The sequence below is a fragment of the Streptomyces sp. NBC_00986 genome (assembly GCF_045162565.1).
Lineage (GTDB): Bacteria > Actinomycetota > Actinomycetes > Streptomycetales > Streptomycetaceae > Streptomyces.
The window spans coordinates 9314075-9335830 of record NZ_CP108733.1 but is presented as its reverse complement, the minus strand read 5'-3'; the positions used below and the strand labels follow the sequence as shown (position 1 = coordinate 9335830).

Genomic DNA, 21756 nt, shown 5'->3' with positions numbered 1-21756 from the left:
GTCACTGCCCCGCGCCCCTACGGGGCGCTGTATCCGCCCCCAGCCTCAGATGGTGCAACAGCAGTAACGCGGCCGCCATGTTGGCGGCCGGGACCTCCCCGCGGGCGACCATGTCGGGTACGAGTTTGAGCGGCACCCATTCCCGGCGGTCCGACTCGAAGTCGTCCACGGGGTGTCCGGTGTACTCGCCCTCGTCGGCCCAGTAGATGTGGTGCCGGGCGTCCGTGAGCCCGTTGGACGGCTCCACGCTCATCAGGTGGTGCAGGGGCCCCGGCCGCCAGCCGGTCTCTTCCTCCAGTTCCCTGGCGGCCGCGCGCGCGATGTCCTCGCCGTCCTCGACGACGCCGGCCGCGAGCTCCCACCCCCAGCTGTCGGTGATGAAACGGTGCCGCCACAGCAGGAGAACCTCGTTCGCCTCGTTGACCACCGTCGCCACGGCCACCGGGCGCAGCCGTATGAGGAAGTGGTCGAGGTGCCGGCCGTCGGGTAGTTCGACATCCGCGAGATTGACGCTGAACCAGCGGTTTGAGTACACAGTTTGTTCGTTCTGTTTCGTCCACTGCACGGTTCTGCCACCTTCCGTCGAGTAAGTGGCAATATCGCAGCAGGGACTGTGTTGTGGTCTACGGCGCTTTCCAGGGCGCTCTCTACAGCGGTACGCGCAGTGCCCCGTCGATGAGTTCGGCCGCCTCGGTGGTACCCGCGCAGTCGCTGCGCACCAGGTACTCGCGGACCGCGCGGAGTCTGTCGCGCAGCCGCTGGGACTCCATGCCCCGTGCCTGCTCGGCCATCTCCACCGCCGTGGCCACCGCTTTGTCGGCGTTTCCCTGGCGCAGTTCGATCTGGCTGAGCATGGCCAGCCGGTGCACCCGGCCCCGGTCGTGCGCCGGAGTGTCCACGGCCGCCGTGGCGTGTTCCGCCGCCGCCGTCAGATCGCCGAGGCTGAGAAGCGCCTCCGCCACCTGGACGTTGACCAGTCCCGGCTGGACATAGCCGGTCTCGTCGGGTTCGTATCCGCGCCGGATGCGTTCGGCGGCCTGTTCGGCACGCCGGATGCAGGACAGGGCGCTCGTGCCGTCGCCGAGGTGCGCGTACGCCTTCGCCTGCATCGCGTACAGGTCGGAGGCGAGCGCCGGGGTGATCTGCCGTCCCGCGGCGCGCAGCGCGGCCTCCGCGAAGGCGACGGCCTGGCGGAACTCCCGCATGAACAACGACTGGTTGACGAGCAGCGCGATGACGTACGCGCCAAGTCCCCTGTCGTTGCTGGCCTTTGCGAGTCTGAGCGCCTGGTGGAAGTAGCGCTGGGCGAGTCCGTGCGCGTCGGAGTCGTAGGCGCAGATGCCCGCGATGGCCACCAAGCCGCCGGTGCAGCGGTGCAGTTGGCGGCCGGTGGCGTCGGTGTAACTGCCGCGCAGCAGGGGTGCGGTCTCGGAGTTGAGGAAGCCGACGATGCGGGTGCGGGTCGCGATGCCACCGGCCTTGCGGTACATCTGCTCGTAGTGGGCGCGGGCCGCGCGCAGCATCTCGATGTCGGCCATGCTCACCCGGTGCCGGCCGCCGCGCGAGACGTCCACGTCGTCGGGCGGGTTCTCCCACTCCCAGACGGGCATCACCGCGGGCGTTCCGGTGACCGCGGGGGCGCCGAGGATGTGCGGGCGCTGTTGTTCGTCGGAGCGCCACAGGGCGGTGGCCCGTTCGACGAAGCCGGAGAGGGAGGTGCCGTGCGGGGTGGACGGTTCGCCCGGTACGCCGAGACCGATGTCGTCGAGGGTCACGGGTCTGTGCAGGCGGGTCGCGAGTACCTCGCAGATCAGGTCGGGGACCTGGCCCCGGGGGCGCTGGCCCTTCAACCACCGTGCCACGGCGGTGTGTTCGTACCGTAGCGCGAGCCCTCGGGCCCGTCCGGCCTGGTTCACGTGGGCGGCGAGTCCCGCGTGCGAGATTCCCGCCTCGTCCAGGATCGCGTCGAGGAGTGTGTTGGGCTGCATGGATGGCCCCCCGGTGACTCGGTGCGGACAGAGTAGTGCGGTTCGGTTCACACCGGGTGTGAACGGAGTGCGCGAATCCGTGGTGTGTGCGCGCTGTTGCGGAGAGTTCCGAACCGGTTGACTGGATTGCCTCGCAAGAGGCCGGCCGGGCCGCCGGCTCCCCCTCGTAAGTGCGGCGGCCTGGCTTTGCGATGGGGTTCAATGCGGTGCGACTAAACGCCGTTGTGTTGTGGGTGATTGGTCGGGTGCGACGCCGTCGTGGCTGGTCGCGCAGTTCCCCGCGCCCCTGGGTCGGGAAGCGCCAGCTTTCTGTCATTGCTGAGGACGAGTATCGCCACGTCGTCCGTCGGGGTGCCGCCTGTGTGGCGCAGTAGGGCCGTGAAGACCGAACCCAGGACCGACTGGGGTACAGGGAGCGGGTGTTGCCCCACTGCCTCTGCCAGGACATCCGCCAACGGAAAGAAACGGCCCCTCGTGTCACGGGCGTCCTCCGCCCCGTCCGTGTAGAGGAACAGGGCCTCGCCCGGGAGGAGTTGGCCGCAGCAGACGAAGGGCAGCTCGGTCGGCAACGGGAATGGACCGAGGGGCGGAAGAGGATCGGCGCGGGCAAGTGGTTCGACGCTCGTGCCGCTCAGCAAGTACGGCCACGGGTGGCCGCAGTTCAGCCCCCGCACCTCGCCGTCCCTGCCGATCTCCAGCAGTAGTACGGTGACGAACTCCTCGGCGACCGGGCTGTCGGGGTCGAGGCCGCCCGAGGCGGGGTGTTCCGCGCGGGCGCGTTCGCGGAGGTGGCGGGCGAGGGCGCGCTCCAGCCGTCGTAGGACGCCGTCGAGGTCGGGTTCGTCGTGGACGGCCTCGCGGAAGCTGCCGAGGACGGCGGCGACCGTGCTGATCGCGGAGATGCCGTGGCCGCGTACGTCGCCCATCACGACCCGGACGCCGTGCTCGGTGGCGATCACCTCGTACAGGTCACCGCCGACCACCGCACCGCGCTCCGCGGACAGTTGGGCGGCGGCGATGTTCAGCCCGTCGAGGCGGGGCGGCAACGGTCGCAGCAGGGCGTTCTGCGCGGCGCCGGCGATCTGGCGGATCTGCCGCAGTTCGCGGAGCAGGGAGCGGCGGACCTGGACGATGAGCCCGGTGCCGACCGCGAAGAACACCGCGCTGGTGACGATGCGTGCGCCCAGGCTGTTCTGCTGGGCGAGCGGGCAGGTGAGTTTGTAGGTGATCGCTATGGCGCCCCAGACCGTGGGCAGCCCCAGGGCGAGCGCCCGGCGCAGCGGACGACGGGCACGCTTCCTCGGGCGCGTCCTGCGGGGCACCCCAGCCTTGATGCGGATCATGCCTGTGGCCCCCCAAATAGGCCCCGACAGCGCAATCGGACCGACCCCGAAAGGCCGGTCCGATTCTGTCGACCACATGCCCCGATCGGGCCACATCACCCAAACTTCTCACCCGAACGAGTGAGAAGAGATCAGACACATGCATTTATGCAGGCAGACCCTCAAATACAGGCCCACAGGGATGCCCTTAAGGGGCGCGGGAAACTGCGCGACCAGCCACAACGCTCCCGCAGCCGGCAAACAACAGCAGCTCCCCACCCCTTAGCCCGCCTTAACCGCGAAGCACAGCCCCAACCCGCGACCCGGCCAACGCCACCGCCGCATCCCGAGCCGCAGACGCCTCGTCGACAGTCAACGTCCGGTCAGCCGCCCGGAACCGCAACGCATAAGCAAGGGACTTCTTTCCCTCACCCAGCTGCGCAGCATTCTCGTAGACGTCGAACAGCCGGATGGACTCCAGCAGTTCACCCGCCCCCTCACGCAACGCAGCCTCAACACCCGCATGCGGCACAGCCACATCAACAACGAGCGCGACATCCTGCGTAGCGACAGGGAACGTGGAGATCTTCGGCCCCTTGGGAACCCCCGAAGACGCCGACTCAAGGACATCCAGGTCGAGTTCCATCGCGCTGGTACGCGCAGGCAGCCCCAGGGTCTTCAGCACGCCGGGGTGCAACTCCCCGGCATACCCGATGACTTGCTCAACACCCTCGACGACAACGGCGAGTTCCGCACACCGCCCCGGATGCCAGGGCCCGTACTGCCCACCCCGCACAACGAGTTCGGTCCCGGCCTCACGCGCCAGCACCCGCGCCGACTCGACCGCGTCGGCCCAGTCGGAAGGACGCCCCTTGCCCCACCACCCGGCCTGTTCACGCGCGCCCGCGAGGACGACCGCGGCATGCCGGGGCTGAACGGGCAGCGCCTCGGTGAGAGAGGCGATCTCCTCGTCGGTGGGACGCCGGTCGACAGGCAGCCGTACCGCGATCTTCAGCTCTTCGCGCGGGTGGAAGACCAACCCCGTCTCGAACAGCGCGAGATCATGCGAGCCACGACCGTCGTTCCGGCGCAGCGCACCGAGCAGGCCCGGCAGCAACGTCGTACGAAGAGCGGGCTCCTCGTCGGAGAGCGGGTTGACCAGCTTGACGACCTTGCGGTTCGGGTCGTCGGCGGTCAGGCCGAACTGGTCGAAGACGTGCTCGCCGATGAAGGGGTAGTTCGGCGCCTCGACATAGCCGGCACCGGCCAGCGCGCGGCCGATGCGGCGGTGCAGGCGCTGGCGGTCGGTGAGGCCCCGGCCCGCGGGGGGCTTGGGGAGCGTGGAGGGCAGGTTCTCGTAGCCCTCCAGGCGGATGACCTCTTCGGCCAGGTCGTTCGGGTCGGTGAGGTCGGGGCGCCAGGACGGGACGGTGACGATCAGCTCGTCCTGCCCGTACACGTCGCAGCCGACCTCCTGGAGACGCCGTACGACGGTCTCGCGGCCGTAGGCGACACCCGCGACCTTGTCCGGGTGGTCCGCCGGGATGGTGATGGTGTGCGGGGCCGAGGGCGCGATGACCTCGGTGACGCCCGCGTCCGCCGTGCCGCCGGCGAGGAGGACCAGGAGGTCCACCGTGCGCTGGGCGGCGGCCGACGCGGCCTGCGGGTCGACGCCGCGCTCGAAGCGCTTGGACGCCTCGGAGGCCAGCTTGTGGCGGCGGGCCGTACGCGAGATGGAGAGCGCGTCGAAGTGCGCGGCCTCGACGACGACCTCGGTGGTGGTGCCCTCGGTGTCGTCGATCTCCGTGTTGGCACCGCCCATGACGCCCGCGAGGCCGATGGGGCCGCGGTCGTCGGTGATCACCAGGTCCTGGGCGTCCAGCGTGCGCGTGACGCCGTCGAGGGTGGTGAGCTTCTCGCCCTGCTCGGCCCGGCGCACGCCGATCGGACCCTGGACGCGGGAACGGTCGTAGGCGTGCAGGGGCTGGCCGAGCTCCAGCATCACGTAGTTGGTGATGTCGACGGCGAGCGAGATCGGGCGCATGCCCGCCTTCTGGAGGCGGCGCGTGAGCCAGAGCGGGGAGCGGGCGTCGGGGTCGAGGCCGGTCACCGTGCGGGCGGTGAAGCGGTCGCAGCCCATCGGGTCGGAGACCTGGACCGGGTAGCCGAAGGCGTTCGGCTGCGGGACGTCCAGGAGGGCCGGGTCGCGCAGCGGAAGGCCGTAGGCGGTGGCGGTCTCGCGGGCGACGCCGCGGATCGACAGGGCGTAGCCGCGGTCGGGTGTGACGGCGATGTCGAGGACCTCGTCGACGAGCTGGAGCAGCTCGATCGCGTCGGTGCCGACCTCGTGCTCGGGCGGCAGCACGATGATGCCGTGCGAGCCGTCGTCGCCCATGCCCAGCTCGTCGCCGGAGCAGATCATGCCGTGCGAGGTCTTGCCGTACGTCTTGCGCGCGGCGATCGCGAAGTCGCCGGGCAGGACCGCGCCGGGGAGGACCACGACGACCTTGTCGCCGACGGCGAAGTTGCGGGCGCCGCAGACGATCTCCTGGGGCTCACCGGTGCCGTTGGCCCGGCCGACGTCGACCGTGCAGAAGCGGATGGGCTTCTTGAAGCCCTCCAGCTCCTCGATCGTGAGGACCTTGCCGACGACGAGCGGGCCCTTGAGGCCGTCGCCCAACTGCTCGACGGTCTCTACCTCAAGACCCACGGAAATGAGCTTGGCCTGGACGTCGCGGCCGGTCTCCGTCGCCGGCAGGTCGACGTACTCCCGCAGCCAAGAAAGCGGGACGCGCATCAGATCTCCATCCCGAACGGCCGGGTGAACCGGACGTCGCCCTCGACGATGTCTCGCATGTCTTCGACGTTGTGGCGGAACATCAGCATCCGCTCGATGCCGAACCCGAAGGCGAATCCGCTGTACTTCTCCGGGTCCACACCACAGGCGACGAGCACGCGCGGGTTGACCATGCCGCAGCCGCCCAGCTCGATCCAGCCCTCGGAGGAGCAGGTACGGCAGGGGCGGTCGGGGTTGCCGACGGACTCGCCCTTGCAGACGTAGCAGAGCATGTCCATCTCGGCGGACGGCTCGGTGAAGGGGAAGTAGTTCGGCCGCAGCCGGGTCTTCATCCCCGCGCCGAAGAGCGACTGGACCATGTGGTCGAGGGTGCCCTTGAGGTCGGCCATGGTCAGGCCCTCGTCGATGGCGAGGAGCTCGATCTGGTGGAAGACCGGGGTGTGCGTGGCGTCCAGCTCGTCCGTGCGGTACACGCGGCCGGGGCACACGATGTAGACCGGCGGCTCGCGGTCCAGCATGGCGCGGGCCTGCACGGGGGACGTGTGGGTGCGCAGGACGACACCGGACTCGTCGCCTTCGGTCCCCTCGGGGCCCTGGACGAAGAAGGTGTCCTGCATCTGCCGGGCCGGGTGGTCCGGGGTGAAGTTCAGGGCGTCGAAGTTGAACCACTCTGCCTCGACCTCGGGGCCCTCGGCGATCTCGTACCCCATGGACACGAAGACGTCGGCGACGCGCTCCATGAACGTGGTGAGCGGGTGCCGGGCGCCGGCCGGGACGCGGTCGTACGGCAGCGTGACGTCCACCGCCTCCTCGACCAGGACGCGGGCGTCGCGGTCGGCCTCCAGCTCGGCCTGGCGGGTGGCGAGGGCCTTGTTCACCGCGCCCCGGGCCTGGCCGACGAGCTTGCCGGCCGCGGCCTTGGCCTGCGGGGGCAGCGCGCCGATCTCGCGGTTGGCGAGGGCGAGGGGGGAGGTGCCGCCGGTGTGGGCGACCTTGGCCTCCTGGAGCGCTTCGAGGTCGCCGGCGGCCGCGAAGGCGGCGAGCGCCTCGTCCCGCATGCGCTCGATCTCTTCCGGTTTCAAGGCCTCGACCTCTACAGGGTCGTACGACTTATTCGGTGCCGACATCTCTTCCCGTGCTTCCGGTTGGCTGGCGGATGGTCCCCGTCCCGACTCGACTCGGGGGACGCGTCGTCGTCCCTGAAACGGGGACGCAAAGGTGCCAAAGGCCGAGTCTAACGGGGGTGAGGCAGGTGACATCGCCCGTGGGGCCTCGTCGGCGGCTGCGGCAGGGCTACTGCAGATACGCCGGGGTGCCCACGGGCAACATAAATCGGAACTCGGCGCCGCCGCCCGGGGCGCGGCCGACCGTGATGGTGCCGCCGTGGGCCTCGACGATGCCCTTGACGATGTACAGCCCGAGACCGGTGCCGCCGCGCTTGCTGCCCCGCCAGAAGCGGGTGAAGACGCGGTTCATGGACTCCTCCGGGATGCCTGGGCCCTCGTCGCTCACCGTCACCGAGGTGCCGGTCTCCTCCCCTTCTCGGGGGGAGGCCGAGGCCGTGACGTCGATAGTGACGGTTCCCTCGCCGTGGCGCACGGCATTTTCCAGCAGGTTGCTGAGCACCTGGTCGACCTTGTCGGGGTCGGCCCACAGATCGGGCAGCGGCTGTTCCACGCGGAGCAGGAACCGGTCGGCGGTCTGGCCCGCGGCGACGTACGCCTGGATGTGACGGCCGACGGCCGCGCCCATGTCGACGGGCTGACGGCGCAGCTCCAGCCGCCCGGAGTCGATGCGGGAGATGTCGAGCAGCTCGGCGATGAGCCGGGTGACGCGGTTGGCGTCGGCGTCGACGGTCTCCAGCATCAGCCGCTTCTGGTCGTCGGTGAAACGTTCCCACTTCGCGAGCAGGGTGGCGGTGAAGCCCTTGACGGAGGTGAGCGGCGAACGCAGTTCATGGGCGACGGTGGCGATCAGCTCCGCGTGACTGCGCTCGGTGCGACGCCGGGCTTCGGTGTCCCGGAGGGAGACGACGACCCGACGAACAGGACCGAGGGGTTCCGCACGCACATAACGCGCGGTGACGAGAACCTCATGCCCGCCCGGCAACAGCAAATTCCGCTCGGGCTGCCGCACCCGGATGGCCAACCCACCGTAGGGATCGGTCAGTTGCCACCAGCGGCGCCCCTCCAGGTCCTCTAACGGAAGCGCCTTCTCCAGCCGCTGCCCGAGGGCATCGGAGGCGGCGAGGGAGGTGATGCGCTCGGCGGCGGCATTGAAGCAGACGACATGCCCGTGCTCATCGGCGATCACGAGACCGTCGGCCAGTTCGTCGGGATCGATGCCGAGGTCGTCGTGCCGGGCCTCGGACGGCCGGGGCACACCCCGTGCTCCCGGCGCGCTGCTCGTGCCGACAGTCATCCCCGTACCCCACCTCTTCTCATACGGCGCAGGTGGCCCCCGAGCTGGTCACCCTACTAGCTGCCGGTGACAGAGCGGCACCCTCCGGAGGCGCGCTGTGCACGCGCCGACGCATACAGACATACGGCGGCGGCGGTGGCGAGGTTCAGGCTCTCGGCCTTCCCGTGGATCGGAACCCGCACAACGGCGTCCGCGAGCGCCCGCGTCTCCTCCGGAAGCCCCCACGCCTCGTTCCCGAAAACCCAGGCGGTGGGCCCGCCCATGGTCCCCTGGTCCAGTTCGTCGTCGAGGTCGTCGGTCCCGGCCCCATCAGCGGCGAGAATCCGCACCCCGATCCCCTTGAGCCCGGCCACGGCCTGCTCAACGGGCACCCCGACGGCGACAGGCAGATGGAAGAGCGAACCCACGGAGGCCCGTACGGCCTTCGGGTTGTAGAGATCGACAGAAGCATCGGTCAGTACGACAGCCTCGGCCCCGGCGGCGTCAGCACACCGCAGAACGGTGCCGGCGTTCCCGGGGTCGCGCACATTGGCAAGCACGGCAACGAGCTTGGGCCGCGCCTTGAGGATCTCCTCGAACGGAGTGTCGAGAAACCGGCAAACCCCGACCAGCCCCTGCGGCGTGACAGTGGTCGAGATATCGGCGATGACCTGCTCATCGGCAAGATGCACGCGCGCACCGGCATCACGGGCCTCGCCGACGATATCGGCGTACCGCTCAGCGGCTTCAACGGTCGCGAACAACTCAACGAGCGTGTCTTTGTACCCGGCAGCCTCCCGCACGGCCTGCGGCCCCTCGGCAAGAAACAGCCGCTCTTTCCCCCGGAAGTTCCGCTTCGCGAGTCGCCGGGCGGCGACCACACGAGAGGAACGGGGAGAGACGAGTTCGGGACCGTTCGGGGACATACTCCGCTTCACCTTCAATCTCAGGCCGACCGTGTTTTTTTAGGGGCGCGGGGAACTGCGCGACCAGCCACATACGACCCGCACCCGACAACGAACCAGGGCCGCCCCAGCAACAAAGGGCCCGCAGGCAAAAACCTGCGGGCCCTTCAAGTCACCGCTCAAGCCAGCGCAGCGTCACGCGGCCTTGGGCGCGTTGACGTCGCTCGGCAGAGCCTTCTGCGCAACCTCGACCAGCGCAGCAAACGCACCGGCGTCGTTGACAGCCAGCTCCGCGAGGATCTTGCGGTCGACCTCGATGTTCGCCGCGTTCAGACCCTGGATGAAGCGGTTGTACGTGATGCCGTTGGCGCGGGCAGCAGCGTTGATGCGCTGGATCCACAGCCGACGGAAGTCGCCCTTGCGCTTCTTGCGGTCGTTGTAGTTGTAGACCAGCGAGTGGGTGACCTGCTCCTTGGCCTTGCGGTACAGGCGCGAACGCTGACCGCGGTAGCCGGAGGCGGCTTCGAGGATCGCCCGGCGCTTCTTGTGGGCGTTGACTGCCCGCTTGACGCGTGCCACTTGTTTAACTCCTTGTAGCGGGGCCGTGGTTGGACTCACACGGCCCGGAATCGATGGGGTCCCGGTCCAGACGTACGGCGCTCAACCGGAGCGCCGCGTACGTCACTTGCCGAGAAGCTTCTTGATCTTCTTGGCGTCGCCCGGGGCCATCTCGGCGTTGCCGGTGAGGCGACGCGTCACACGGGACGACTTGTGCTCGAGCAGGTGGCGCTTGCCGGCACGCTCGCGGAGCACCTTGCCGGAGCCGGTGATCTTGAAGCGCTTGCTGGCACCGCTGTGCGACTTGTTCTTCGGCATAGCGCCGTATCTCCTCGTCGGTGGCGCTCCGGTGCCCGGTCGTGAAACCGGGCACAGGTGGAGCGTCGCTCTTGTATCGGTTACTTCCCTGGACTGGCGTCCGGGGATCAGGCGTCGGCGCGAGCCTCGGCCGGGGCCTCGACGGTCTCGACCTCGTCGACGGTGTCCTCGTCGGCGAGGTTCTCGTCGTCGAACTCGGACTCCGCGGCGTTCTGCGACTTGCCGGGGTTGGCCTTCGCTTCCGCCTTGCGGGCGGCCTGGGCCTCACGGGCCTCGGCCATCGCCTCGGTCTTCTTCTTGTGCGGGCCGAGAACCATGATCATGTTTCGGCCGTCCTGCTTCGGGTTCGACTCGACGAACCCGAGGTCGGCCACGTCCTCCGCGAGACGCTGCAGCAGTCGGTAGCCGAGCTCCGGCCGGGACTGCTCGCGACCACGGAACATGATCGTGATCTTGACCTTGTCGCCCTGCTTCAGGAACCGGACGACGTGACCCTTCTTGGTGTCATAGTCGTGCGGGTCGATCTTCGGCCGGAGCTTCATCTCCTTGATGACCGTGTGCGCCTGGTTCTTGCGCGCCTCACGGGCCTTCATGGCCGACTCGTACTTGAACTTCCCGTAGTCCATGAGCTTGCAGACCGGCGGACGTGCACTCGCCGCAACCTCGACCAGGTCCAGGTCGTACTCCTGCGCAAGCTCAAGGGCCTTGGCAAGCGGAACAATTCCGACCTGCTCGCCGCTCGGACCGACAAGTCGCACTTCGGGAACGCGAATCCGGTCGTTGATACGGGGCTCGGTGCTGATGGATCCTCCTCGGTTAGCACCACACGGCCATCTGGCGGACGGCCGCGTTTGTCTTTGGTAGACAGACCTAACCGCGCCGGAACACAAAAAATGCCCCGGACGATCACAAGACGGGGCTCCAAAACACTGCCGGAGCACCGCCGCGATGATCGCGGGGCGCGCTTTCGGGCGACTCCATCGTCCGTACGGAACGATGGTGACCGCCTGACCGGGGTGACCCGCCGTCCGTGAGGACAGTCAGGTGGGAGATCGGAGCCTCCACTTGTTGGCCGGGCACCACAGTGCCTGGCCGGTCATCACACAAGGTTAGCAGCTCCCCGGGGGTGGTGCGAACCGCCGTACACCGGGCCCTATCGTGTGGGGCATGAGTGACACGCCTCCCGAGTCCCCCAATGTTGACGCCCCCGACTTCGACGCCATGGCCCGCGACATCGCGGAGGTCCCGGCGGTCGAGGTGATCGTGACGGTCGCCGTGAACCTGATGAGCGCCGCCGCCGTGAAGCTGGGTCTGACCGAGGAGGGCGACAAGTACAAGGACCTGGACGAGGCCCGCAAACTGGTCACCGCCCTGGCCGGCCTCCTCGACGCGAGCGCGACCGAGATCAGCTCGTTCCACGCGGCCCCGCTGCGCGACGGCCTGAAGTCCCTCCAGCTCGCCTTCCGCGAGGCGTCCCTCGTCCGCGACGAGCCGGGCCAGGGCCCGGGCGAGAAGTACACGGGCCCGATCTACGGCTAGCAGCTCACCCCTTACGTACGTACAAGGGCTCGCCCGGAGGCGTCGCCCCGGCCGGCAGCAGTGCCAGGTCGAGGCCGCGCACCAGGCGGGCCCTCAGCGTCTCGTCGTCGGCGAGGCGCCGGGCCACCGCGCGGGCGGCCTCGGCGGCGGGCGCGGCCGGGTCGAGCACGAGCGCGAGGGTGCCGTCGGCCTGACCAGGGCCGAGGTGCGCACGGAGTACGGCGGGCTCGGCGGCGACCGCGGTCCGTACCGCCTCCACCACGGCCGGGTCGCTGAGCGGATCGGCGGTCGTGCGCCCCTCCGCCACCGCGAGCAGCGCGGACCCGCTCAGTTCGTACGGCACGGGCCCGGCCAGGTCCAGCACGATCGTGTCCGCCTTCTCGTGCACGGCGGCCTGCAGGGCCTGGTGCAGGGGTACGGCCACAGGCCGCGCCGCCGGGTCCCAGCGGGCCAGCGAGTCGGTGGAGGTGAAGGCGGGCAGCGCGGTCCGGCCGCCGGCCTTCAGCGTGGGCACGGCCATGTCACTGGTCTTCTCGCGGCGCAGCCCGTTCTCGTCCTCCTCGACCTCGCCGAGGACGGCCACTACGGGCACGAGCAGCCGGGCGCCCTTGAGTGCCTCCAGGACGGGCCCCACGGCGGTGCGGTCCCCGGCCCAGGCGGCGAGTGCCGCGCTCAGCGCGGGGTCGGCGGAGCCGTCGTCGTCGGAGTAGCCGGAGTCGGGAATGTTCTTGTTCGCCACGGTGACCGACCCTATCGGGGGGATGCTGCAGGGCTTGTGCGGGTCCTGAAACCCGGAGGACACAGCTTTCACACGTTTCTCAGACACAGTTGACAGACATCTAACTTTCATCTCACGTGTCGCACAGTCGCCGCCACCACGATCGCGGGCATGGAGTCTTCCAGAGCCGCCCGCCGAAACCACCGCGCGCGTCCCTCCCGACGCCGTCCGCTCCCTTACATCGCCCTCGCCGCCGTGGCCGTCGTGGGCGTTACGGCGGGGGGAACCGTGTACGTGAAGGCACACGCTCACTCCGGCGCCGTATCGTCTTCGGCGGCGCCGTCGGCCTCCGCGTCGGCGTCGGGCAGCGGGGAGGCGACGGTGGAACCTGTGACGCAGCCGACGGTGGACTACGACGCGCTGCTGGCGAAGGCCATGAAGTCGGTGACTCCGGTCGGCGACCAGAAGGTATCGGTCGCGGTCCTCGACCTGACCTCCGGCGAGAGCGCCACGTACGGCAGCGCGGCCTTCGACACGGCGAGCATCGTCAAGGTCGACATCCTGGCGACCCTGCTGCTCCAGGCACAGGACTCGGGCCGCCAGCTGACCGCGACGGAGAAGTCGTACGCCACCACGATGATCCGGAACAGCGACAACGACTCCGCGACCGCGCTGTGGAACGTCATCGGCACGGCGGACGGGCTCGACACGGCGAACAAGACGTTCGGACTGACGGGCACCACGGGTGGCGCGGGCCCGCTCTGGGGCCTGACCCAGACCACGGCCGCCGACCAACTCACCCTGCTCCAGCAGGTGTTCGGGGACGACTCGAAGCTGAGCGCGGCGTCGCAGTCGTACATCCAGGGTCTGATGAAGGAAATAGAGGCCGACCAGCAGTGGGGGGTGTCGGCCGCGGCCGACGGCTCCAAGTGGGCGCTGAAGAACGGCTGGTTGGCGCGCAGCACGACCGGCCTGTGGGACGTCAACAGCATCGGCCGGGTGACCGGCGCGGACGGCGACACGTACCTGGTCGCCGTGCTGTCGAAGGGCAGCACGACCCAGACCAAGGGCATCACGCTGATAGAGGCGGCGGCGAAGGCGGGGGTAGCGGCGTTCGGCGAGAACAGCGGTTCGTCTACGGCGGCTTCGGCGTCCGCGACGGACTGACGACCGCTCGCCCGGTCCGGGGGTGCGGCTCTCTCCGGCCGACTCCCCCTGTTCACCGCCGTGTTCAGAAGGCCTCGGGCCGTCGGCGTCGGCCGCGCCACAGGACGACCGCGGCGACGAGGAGGACTCCGCCGACGCTGCCCGCGAGGGGGCCCGCCCAGTCGGACGTACTGCTGTCGGTCTTGGCGGCGTCCGGTCCCGAGCCGAAGTACTTCTTGCCGTAGGCGGCGGAGCGCAGGCCGGTGGGCTTGAGGCCGGCCGCGGCCTTGATGGCGGCGGCGGGGTCGATGAAGCCGTAGCCGCGGGAGTCGTCGCGGCCGCCGGCCGGGGGGTTGCGCGCGGTGTCCTCGAGGAGCTTCTTGATCTGGGCCGGGGTGAGCCCCGGGTGGGCCGCCTTGATGAGCGCAACGGCCCCTGAGACAAAGGCGGATGCGGCGCTGGTCCCCCACCCCTCGTAGTACTTGTGGTCGGGGTCGGCGATGACGACGTTGACGCCGGGGGCGCTGACCGTGGCGTACCAGCGGCGGGTGGAGAAGGAGGCGCGGGTGCCGAAGCGGTCCACGGCGGTCGCGGCGATGACGCCCGGGTAGGCGGCCGGGTAGGAGACGTGGTCGCCCTTCTCGCCGCCGTTGCCTGCCGAGGCGACGACGGCGACGCCCTTCTTCAGGGCGTACTGCACGGCCTCGTCCTCGGCGGGCTCGGGGTGCGCGGAGGCGGAGTCGTCGCCGAGGGAGAGGTTGATGACGTCGGCGCCGTGGTCGGCGGCCCAACGGATGCCGTCCGCAAGGGCGTTGCCCCGGGTGGTACGGGCCTTGCCGCGGGCCGAGTCGCCGTCCTCAAGGATCACGCGGACGGGGAGGATCTTGGCCTGGGGGGCGATGCCGATGACGCCGTCGGTGTCGCCGGGGCCGTGTCCGTGGCCGGCGATGATCCCGGCCATGGCGGTGCCGTGCCGGGCCCAGGCGCGGTCGCCCGGCTTGGCCCCGAAACCGACCATGTCCTTGCCGGCGAGGACGTTGCCGGCGAGGTCGGGGTGGTCGGCCTCGACGCCGGTGTCCAGGACGGCGACGGTGATGCCCTTGCCCTTGGTGGTCTGCCAGGCCTCCTGGGTGTGCATGGCGTCCAGGGCCCATTCCTGGGCGCGTATGCCGTCGGCGTGCGCGACGGTGGACGGGACGAGGGCGAGGGAGGCGGCCAGGAGGGCGCTCAGCAGACCGGCCCGGCGGACGGTGACGCTCATGAGGTCTTCTTCTCCGAGCTCTCTGAGACCCCTGAGGTCTTCGATGTCGCCGAGGGTGAGTCGACGGTCTTGCGCAGGCTCCGCTCGACGCGGTCGGCGAGCCCCTGCGCCTCGTTGCCGAGACCGGCCTGGGCGGGCGCTTCGGTGCCACCGGACGTGACGGCTTCGTCGGCGGGCTCGGGTGCGTCGACCGTACGGCCGTCCGCCCAGCCGGAGACGGCGTAGACGACGACGGGGGCGTCGGTGAGCACGGAGACGGTCCACGAGGCCCGCTGTTTGTCGCCGAAGGCGGCGGCGAGGGTGCCCTTGGCGGCGTACGGGCGGGGCATGAGGTCGGCGCGGTTGCCGAGGTTCTCTTTCTTGAACCGGGTGGAGAGGGCGGTCATCGCGGTGAGGTCGGCCTTGGTGAAGAGGATGCCGACGGTGGTGACGTAGCTCTGGGTGGCGTCGGTGTAGGTGGCCCGCAGGAGCCGCTGGCAGCCGACGGGAGCGAGTACGTCGCGCAGCAACGGGTCGAAGGCGTTGGCACACCCGGTGTCCGGGGCGACGGCGATCCGCGTCCAGGTACGGTCGGCGCCGCCGGGCCCGGCCCCCTGCCCTGCCACGGTGGGCGGAAACAGCTGGTCGACGGGCACGCTGTGCCACAGTTGCCCGGCGGCGGCGAAGGAGGTGGCGCCGCTGTCCACTCCGTCATCCCCCGTGAGCCAACTCCCGGTCACCGCACCGCCGATGAGCCCGAGGCCCAGCACGACACAGACGCCGACAGCGGCGGTACGCGATCGTATCCGCGCCCCCAACGGCCGCGCCCGCACCCGCTCGTCGTACCCCTCGGGCTCCCCGAACGACACAACGGGCCGCCCCTCGCCGGGATTCACGGACGAGCTCCAGGAAAAGGCGGGGTCCGGGCTGGAGTTGGGGGCGGGGCGGGGCATTTCGGAGGCGGGGCGGGTGGGGGTGCCGGGTGGTGCGGGGGTCCAGGCGGGGGTGGGCTCGACTTGGTTGCTGGGGGCGGTAGTCGGCCAGGTTCGGGTTTCGGTGTCGGTGTCGTCGGGGGCGGGCCCGACCGGCTTGCTGGGGGCGGACGTTGACCATGCACGGGGGGCGTCGTCGGCAGGCCTGGCGGGGGTACTGAGAGCGGCCGGTGACCAAGCCCGGGCATCGGCGTCGTCTACGGAGGGATCAACCGGCTTACCGGGGGAGGCCGTTGACCAGGCACGCGTGTCATCGACAGCGGGCCCGACCGGCGTGTTGGGAGCGGCTGCTGACCAGGCACGGGCGTCGGTGTCGTCTGCGGGAGGCCCAACTGGCTTACCGGGGGCGGCCGGTGACCGGCGGGCTGTGTCGTCGACGGTGGAGCTCTGCGCGGCGGACGCGGAGGCGCCGGGGCCGACGGGGTGGGCGTCGGCTGGGCGTGGGCCCGAGGCGTAGGGCGCAGCGGGGTGAGTGTCGGAGGGGTAGGGCGCGTTGCCACCGGTCGGCGACCACGCACCACGGCTGGGCGCGCCGCGGGTGGGATCCGTGAACGACTCGCCTCGCCAAGGGGTTTCCGGCCGGACCCGATCCGTGGTGCCCGAGGCGGGCTCGGGGGCGGGGCCGGCGGGGGGAGCTTGTGGGCGAGTGGGGGTGGGGCTGCGCCGGTCGGATCCCTGGGGCGAGGGCTCGGTTGTCGGGCGGGGCGGGGTGGCGGCGGGGCCGGGAGGCGTCGCCGTGCGGTTCGAGTCCTGGCGAAGCCGGTCGGACTGCTGGGGCGAGGGCTCGGTTGACGGGCGCGGCGAGGTAACGGCGGGGCCGGGAGGCGTCGCCGTGCGGTTCGAGTCCTGGCGAAGCCGGTCGGACTGCTGGGGCGAGGGCTCGGTTGACGGGCGCGGCGAGGTAACGGCGGAGCCGGGAGGCGTCGCCGTGCGGTTCGAGTCCTGGCGAAGCCGGTCGGACTGCTGGGGCGAGGGCTCGGTTGACGGGCGCGGCGGGGTGGTGGAACCGGCAGATGTTCCCGGGCGCGTGGGGACATACCGCTGCCGGTCGGACGACTGACGCGGAGGCTCGCCCTCGGGACGCGGCGGAGTGACCGGGCCAGGAGGCGTTTCCTGGCGTGCCGAATCCTGACGAGGCCGGTCGGACGGCTGGGGCGGAACCTCGGCCCCTGAACCGGGCGGGGTGCTGGAGCCGGCAGACGTTCCCGGACGGGTCGGGACATAGCCCTGCCGGTCGGACGACTGACGCGAGGGCTCGACCTCGGGGCGCGGCGGAGTACCCGGAGCTGAAGCCGTTGCCGAACGAGGAGAGTTCCTGTCCGACCGGTCGGACAACTGGGGTGGAACCTCGGCCGCCGAACCAGGCGGGGTGGTGGGACCGGCAGAGGCTCCCGGGCTGGTCGGGACATGGCGCTGCCGGTCGGACGACTGTCGCGGAGGCTCGGGCTCAGGGCGCGGCGGAGTGATCGGGCCAGGCTGCGTTGCCGAACGAGCCGAATCCTGACGAGGCCGGTCGAATGCCGAACGCGGGGCCCCGCTCGCAGGGCGCGGCGGGTTGCCCGAGTCGGCGGATGTCCCCGGACGGGTCGGGATGTACCGCTGAGAGTCGGACGAGTCACGCGGAGTCCCGGTCGCCGAACCGGACGAGGCAGCGGGGCCGGTAGATGTCCCCGGGCGTCCGGGGACATAGTGCTGCGGGTCATTCGACTGACGCGGCGCCTCGTCCTCGGGGTGCGGCGAAGTCGCCTGGCCGGGAGGCGTTTCCTGGCGAGCAGGGTCCTGGCCGAGCGGATCGGACGCTTGAAGCGGAGCCTCGCCCGCCGGACCGGGCGGAGTGGCTGAGCCGGGAGGCGCTACCGGACGCCCTGGGGCATGGCGAAGCCGGTCGGACGACTGACCAGGGCCCTCACCCGCAGCACGCGGCGGGACACCCGGGGCAGGCGGCATCCCCGAACCAGCCGAAACCTGACCCGACCAGTCGAACGCCTCACCCGGAACCTCACCCACAGGACGCAACGGACCAGCGGAACCAGGAGGCGCTACCGGACGCCCGGAGACATGGCCAAGCCGATCGGACGACCCACCAGGGCCCTCACCCGCAGCACCCGGCGGAACACCCGGAACAGAAGAAGGCATCCCCGAACCAGCCGAAACCTGACCCGACCAGTCGAACGCCTCACCCGGAACCTCACCCACAGGACGCAACGGACCAGCGGAACCAGGAGGCGCTACCGGACGCCCGGAGACATGGCCAAGCCGATCGGACGACCCACCAGGGCCCTCACCCGCAGCACCCGGCGGAACACCCGGAACAGAAGAAGGCATCCCCGAACCAGCCGACTCCTGACGCGACCAGTCGAACGCCTCGCCAGGAGCCTCACCCACAGAGCGCTGCGAACCAACGGAGCCGGGAGGTGTCGCCGACCCGGTCGCATCCTGGCGAAGCCAATCGGACGACGACGGGCGCGGGCCCTCGCCCGCAGGGCGCGGCGGGTTGCCCGTGCCGGATGGCGGGGTCTGGCGGAAAGGGGTGACCGGCTCCGAACTGGGTTCCCACAGCGCCTCGTTACCACCGGCCGCCGTAGGGCGGTGAGGCGGCCGGGGTGGAACAGCTCCCCGCATGGCTCCATCGGCGTTCGCGCGGAGCACCTCGTCGCCAGGCGCGGGCGGGGTGTCCGGGAAGCGTGCCGAAGCCGGCGGAGGGGGTGGGCTCACGGAGTCCATGACGCGGGGTGAGAAAGGCCGAAGGCCGGGAAAACGCGGCCGCCCGTCAGAGGCGACCGGTGCGGAACCCGACCCGTCACGGCCATCGGAACCGTTGTTCCGAGACACGGGACGAGGATCAGCACCGTTGCTCGAAAAGTCCGCCCGGGCATCAGGACCGTTGCTCGGAAAGCCCGCGCGGCCATCAGGACCAGTGCCCGGATAGTCCACGCGGGCATCAGGACCGGAGCCGGCCGACACCCCACGGGCATCAAAACCGTCGGCCGAAGACCCGGTACGCGCATCAAGACCGGTAGTCGAAGACCCGGTACCTACGTCAGAACCGGTGCTCGAAGACCCGGTACGCGCGTCAAAGCCGGTACTCGAAGACCCGCCACGCCCACCAGAACCGGTACCCGAAGACACCGAGCCGGCATCAAACCCGTTGCCCGGAACCCCAGTTCGCGCATCGAAACCGTTCCCCCGGAACACCGTCCCGGCGTCGACCCCACCGTCCTGCGGTGCCGTACGCCTGGCGTTGCCGCGGTCCCACCACCCCGTACTGGACCCGTCACCCGAGCCCGCGTTGCCACTCCCCGCCGAAGCCGCACCGGAACCCCGCGCGAACGGCTCTCGCCCGGTCCGCGAAACTCCCGCAGCCCCAGAAGCCCCCGAGTTACCCGACCCCGACACACCCGTAGCCGTGCCATCGCCCGGTCGCGGCGTATCCCCCGTCGCCCGGCGTCCCCTCGCGTGGGCGCCCGAGGCAGGCCGCCGGTCCGACGACCCACCGTTCGTCGACGCACCCGGCATCCCTGGCGCACTCCACGCGTCCCACGCACTCGAAGTACTCGACGCACCAGGCCTGTTCGGCCCACCCGGCATCCCCTGCCCACCCCTAGAAGCGGAACCCGGAGTCACCCCCGAGCCCGGACCCGAACCGGAACCCGGGACCGGCCCCCAAGCGGCCCCCGAAACCGGACCAGAAACAGAGCCCGAGCCCGGAGCAGAACCCAACGCTGAACCCGGAACGGAACCCGAGCCCGGAGCCGAAGCGGAACCCGAAGCCGACCCCGGAACGGAACCCGGAGCGGAACCCGGAGCGGAACCCGGAGCGGAACCCGGAGCGGAACCCGGAGCGGAACCCGGAGCGGAACCCGGAGCGGAACCCGAGGTGGCCCCTGACGCAGCCACCCCCGGCGACCCGGACGCCCCCGACATTCCGGAAGCCCCCGAAGTCCCCCTCGCCCCCGCCGTCCCCGAATCCCCCACAGAACCAGAATGCGGTCGGTCCAAGTCCTCGCCCGTTGCCTCGTCGGCCGTCGGCCACCCCGCCGAGTCCGTCACGTTCCCCGAATTCGTCCCGCTCGTCCCGTTCGTTCCGCTCGCCGGGTGCACGGGATTCACTGAGCCCGTCGAACCCATCGAGCCCGGCGGCCGGTGCGGCGGCGTCGAACCCGCCGGTCCGGGGGCGCGTCGCGCTTCCGTGCTCATGCACCCCCCGTTTCCTCGTACCCGGGCCACCGTTTGCTCGCATGCGGGCCGATGTACGCCTGCCCTTTGTCCGTACGCGGGCCGGTGTACTCCCGCCCGTGCTCGTATACGGACCGGCGTCCACCCCGCTCTCACCCGGCACGACAGAAAAACAAAGTCACGAAGACAAAGTCGTCCCGGGCACGCATACCCGCAGCGGCGGACCGCCATCCCGGGCGCGGTCGAACGACCGGCGGCGTTTCCTCCGTGCGTGCGCGTCACTCTACGGGTTGACCCCGCTCGAACGGGAACCAGTCCACGCCCCCGGGGCATCTGCCCGGAACGTCCCCCTACCCTGCGGTAATCCTGTCTGGCAGGCTGCGTTCATGACTGCGCGCGCCGCCGACCGGGCCCGTTACGACCGGGCCACCGCCCACCTCGACGCCCCTCTCGCGATCGTCGACCTGGACGCCTTCGATGCCAACGCGGACGACCTCGTCCGCCGGGCCGGCGGCAAGCCGGTCCGCGTCGCGAGCAAGTCCGTCCGCTGTCGAGCGCTCCTCGAACGCGTCCTGGCCAGGGACGGCTTCGCGGGCCTGATGTCCTTCACCCTCGCCGAGTCACTGTGGCTCGCCCGCTCCGGGTTCGAGGACGTCCTCCTCGCCTACCCCTCCGCCGACCACGCCGCCTTCGGCGAACTCGCCAACGACCCCAAGCTCGCCGCCGCCGTCACCGTGATGATCGACGACCCGGCCCAGCTCAAACTCATCGACGACTCCCGCGACGGCGGCACCGAAGTCATCCGTGTCTGCCTGGAGTTGGACACCTCACTGCGGATGCTCGGCGGCCGCATCCGCGTCGGCGCGCTCCGCTCCCCCCTCCGCACCCCCGCCCAACTCGCCGACATCGCAAGGACGGTGTCCCGCCGCCCCGGCTTCAAGGTCGTCGGGATCATGGCCTACGAAGGTCACATCGCCGGCGTCGGTGACTCCGTCGCCGGGCGGCCGTTCCGCTCCCGCGCGATCCGGCTGATGCAGGCCACCGCCAAGCGCGAACTCGCCGAGCGGCGCGCCGAAGTGGTGCGCGCGGTCAGGGCAGTCGTGCCCGACCTGGAGTTCGTCAACGGCGGCGGCACCGGCAGTGTCCAGCACACCGCCGCCGAGGACGCGGTGACCGAGATCGCGGCCGGTTCCGGGCTGTACGTGCCGCGCCTCTTCGACAACTACACGTCGTTCCACGGCCGTCCGTCCGCGCTCTTCGCCATGCCCGTCGTACGACGCCCGGGCGTCGGCGTCGTCACCGTCCTCGGCGGCGGCTACCCCGCCTCGGGCGCCGCCGGTCCCGACCGGCTCCCGGTGCCGTACCTCCCGGAGGGCCTGCGCTACGACCCCCAGGAAGGGCCCGGCGAGGTGCAGACGCCGCTGCTGGGCTCCCCCGCCGACGATCTCCTCATCGGCGACAAGGTGTGGTTCCGCCATGCCAAGGCCGGTGAACTGTGCGAGCGTTTCGACGTGTTGCACCTGATCGAGGGCGACGCGGTGACCGCCACGGTGCCCACCTATCGCGGCGAAGGCATGACGTTCCTCTGACCTCTGACCTCTGACGGATCGACAGAAACGCACGACGGCCCGGAAGTTCTTCCGGGCCGTCGCTGCGT

General features: G+C 70.5%; 15 protein-coding genes and 1 pseudogene. 3 read left to right on the top strand and 13 right to left on the bottom strand.

The genetic code is table 11. From position 1 onward, the window contains the following. Position 1: 1 nt before the first annotated feature. The 10 genes and pseudogenes from OG504_RS41920 to infC all read right to left on the bottom strand — a co-directional run bounded on the left by OG504_RS41920 (position 2) and on the right by infC (position 11116). Entirely contained in the window at positions 2 to 565 is a 564-nt protein-coding gene (locus tag OG504_RS41920; protein ID WP_405994452.1) for an NUDIX hydrolase, read from the bottom strand. Between the two features lie 82 nt (positions 566 to 647). After that, complete coding sequence (locus tag OG504_RS41915) at positions 648 to 1988, bottom strand: transcriptional regulator (protein WP_405994451.1); 1341 nt, start codon at positions 1986 to 1988, stop codon at positions 648 to 650. Positions 1989 to 2200: 212 nt separating this feature from the next. Next, on the bottom strand, positions 2201 to 3331 hold the full coding sequence (locus tag OG504_RS41910; RefSeq protein WP_405994450.1) for a PP2C family protein-serine/threonine phosphatase: 1131 nt from the start codon (positions 3329 to 3331) through the stop codon (positions 2201 to 2203). A gap of 271 nt (positions 3332 to 3602) precedes the next feature. Continuing rightward, positions 3603 to 6107 carry a phenylalanine--tRNA ligase subunit beta gene (pheT, locus tag OG504_RS41905; RefSeq protein WP_405994449.1) on the bottom strand — a complete coding sequence of 835 codons (2505 nt, stop codon included), beginning with the start codon at positions 6105 to 6107 and terminating at the stop codon, positions 3603 to 3605. After that, positions 6107 to 7234 (bottom strand): phenylalanine--tRNA ligase subunit alpha, encoded by a 1128-nt coding sequence (gene pheS, locus OG504_RS41900; RefSeq protein WP_405994448.1) that lies wholly within the window; start codon positions 7232 to 7234, stop codon positions 6107 to 6109. The genes pheT and pheS overlap by 1 nt, the downstream gene beginning before the upstream one ends. Before the next feature lie 166 nt (positions 7235 to 7400). Beyond that, positions 7401 to 8528 (bottom strand): ATP-binding protein, encoded by a 1128-nt coding sequence (locus OG504_RS41895; protein WP_405994447.1) that lies wholly within the window; start codon positions 8526 to 8528, stop codon positions 7401 to 7403. 56 nt (positions 8529 to 8584) lie between these two features. After that, positions 8585 to 9433, bottom strand: coding sequence for a TrmH family RNA methyltransferase (locus tag OG504_RS41890; protein WP_405994446.1), 849 nt, complete (start codon positions 9431 to 9433; stop codon positions 8585 to 8587). A 174-nt stretch (positions 9434 to 9607) separates the two neighbouring features. Next, positions 9608 to 9991, bottom strand: coding sequence for a 50S ribosomal protein L20 (rplT, locus tag OG504_RS41885; protein ID WP_019066261.1), 384 nt, complete (start codon positions 9989 to 9991; stop codon positions 9608 to 9610). Positions 9992 to 10093: 102 nt separating this feature from the next. Continuing rightward, a complete protein-coding gene (gene rpmI, locus OG504_RS41880) occupies positions 10094 to 10288 on the bottom strand; it encodes a 50S ribosomal protein L35 (protein ID WP_019065473.1) in 195 nt (64 codons plus the stop codon). 107 nt (positions 10289 to 10395) lie between these two features. Further along, positions 10396 to 11116, bottom strand: a pseudogene (gene infC, locus OG504_RS41875) (translation initiation factor IF-3). Between the two features lie 339 nt (positions 11117 to 11455). Here infC and OG504_RS41870 point away from each other — a divergent pair. Continuing rightward, positions 11456 to 11827, top strand: coding sequence for a DUF1844 domain-containing protein (locus OG504_RS41870; RefSeq protein ID WP_033282172.1), 372 nt, complete (start codon positions 11456 to 11458; stop codon positions 11825 to 11827). A 4-nt stretch (positions 11828 to 11831) separates the two neighbouring features. Here the strand turns inward: OG504_RS41870 and OG504_RS41865 are convergent, their stop codons facing one another. Further along, positions 11832 to 12566: an SseB family protein gene (locus OG504_RS41865; protein WP_405994445.1), complete on the bottom strand. Its 735-nt coding sequence runs from the start codon at positions 12564 to 12566 to the stop codon at positions 11832 to 11834. 150 nt (positions 12567 to 12716) lie between these two features. Here OG504_RS41865 and OG504_RS41860 point away from each other — a divergent pair, with 150 nt between their 5' ends. Next, on the top strand, positions 12717 to 13712 hold the full coding sequence (locus tag OG504_RS41860) for a serine hydrolase (protein ID WP_405994444.1): 996 nt from the start codon (positions 12717 to 12719) through the stop codon (positions 13710 to 13712). Positions 13713 to 13776: 64 nt separating this feature from the next. Here the strand turns inward: OG504_RS41860 and mycP are convergent, their stop codons facing one another. Together mycP and OG504_RS41850 are read right to left on the bottom strand one after the other, a co-directional pair. Then, positions 13777 to 14952 carry a type VII secretion-associated serine protease mycosin gene (mycP, locus tag OG504_RS41855; RefSeq protein WP_405994443.1) on the bottom strand — a complete coding sequence of 392 codons (1176 nt, stop codon included), beginning with the start codon at positions 14950 to 14952 and terminating at the stop codon, positions 13777 to 13779. After that, a complete protein-coding gene (locus OG504_RS41850) occupies positions 14949 to 15827 on the bottom strand; it encodes a hypothetical protein (RefSeq protein ID WP_405994442.1) in 879 nt (292 codons plus the stop codon). Before OG504_RS41850 ends, mycP begins: the two co-directional genes overlap by 4 nt. A gap of 4658 nt (positions 15828 to 20485) precedes the next feature. On the opposite strand from OG504_RS41850, the gene OG504_RS41845 reads away from it, so the two are divergent. Then, entirely contained in the window at positions 20486 to 21688 is a 1203-nt protein-coding gene (locus OG504_RS41845; protein ID WP_405994441.1) for an amino acid deaminase/aldolase, read from the top strand. The last annotated feature ends 68 nt before the right edge of the window (positions 21689 to 21756 follow it).

Excerpts from the sequence above, each read along its gene's own strand:
- OG504_RS41890 (WP_405994446.1), bottom strand. The coding sequence starts at position 9,433 with ATGTCCCCGAACGGTCCCGAACTCGTCTCTCCCCGTTCCTCTCGTGTG.
- OG504_RS41845 (WP_405994441.1), top strand. The coding sequence starts at position 20,486 with ATGACTGCGCGCGCCGCCGACCGGGCCCGTTACGACCGGGCCACCGCC.
- OG504_RS41870 (WP_033282172.1), top strand. The coding sequence starts at position 11,456 with ATGAGTGACACGCCTCCCGAGTCCCCCAATGTTGACGCCCCCGACTTC.
- pheT (WP_405994449.1), bottom strand. The coding sequence starts at position 6,107 with ATGCGCGTCCCGCTTTCTTGGCTGCGGGAGTACGTCGACCTGCCGGCG.
- pheS (WP_405994448.1), bottom strand. The coding sequence starts at position 7,234 with ATGTCGGCACCGAATAAGTCGTACGACCCTGTAGAGGTCGAGGCCTTG.
- rpmI (WP_019065473.1), bottom strand. The coding sequence starts at position 10,288 with ATGCCGAAGAACAAGTCGCACAGCGGTGCCAGCAAGCGCTTCAAGATC.
- OG504_RS41860 (WP_405994444.1), top strand. The coding sequence starts at position 12,717 with ATGGAGTCTTCCAGAGCCGCCCGCCGAAACCACCGCGCGCGTCCCTCC.
- OG504_RS41915 (WP_405994451.1), bottom strand. The coding sequence starts at position 1,988 with ATGCAGCCCAACACACTCCTCGACGCGATCCTGGACGAGGCGGGAATC.
- OG504_RS41910 (WP_405994450.1), bottom strand. The coding sequence starts at position 3,331 with ATGATCCGCATCAAGGCTGGGGTGCCCCGCAGGACGCGCCCGAGGAAG.
- mycP (WP_405994443.1), bottom strand. The coding sequence starts at position 14,952 with ATGAGCGTCACCGTCCGCCGGGCCGGTCTGCTGAGCGCCCTCCTGGCC.
- OG504_RS41895 (WP_405994447.1), bottom strand. The coding sequence starts at position 8,528 with ATGACTGTCGGCACGAGCAGCGCGCCGGGAGCACGGGGTGTGCCCCGG.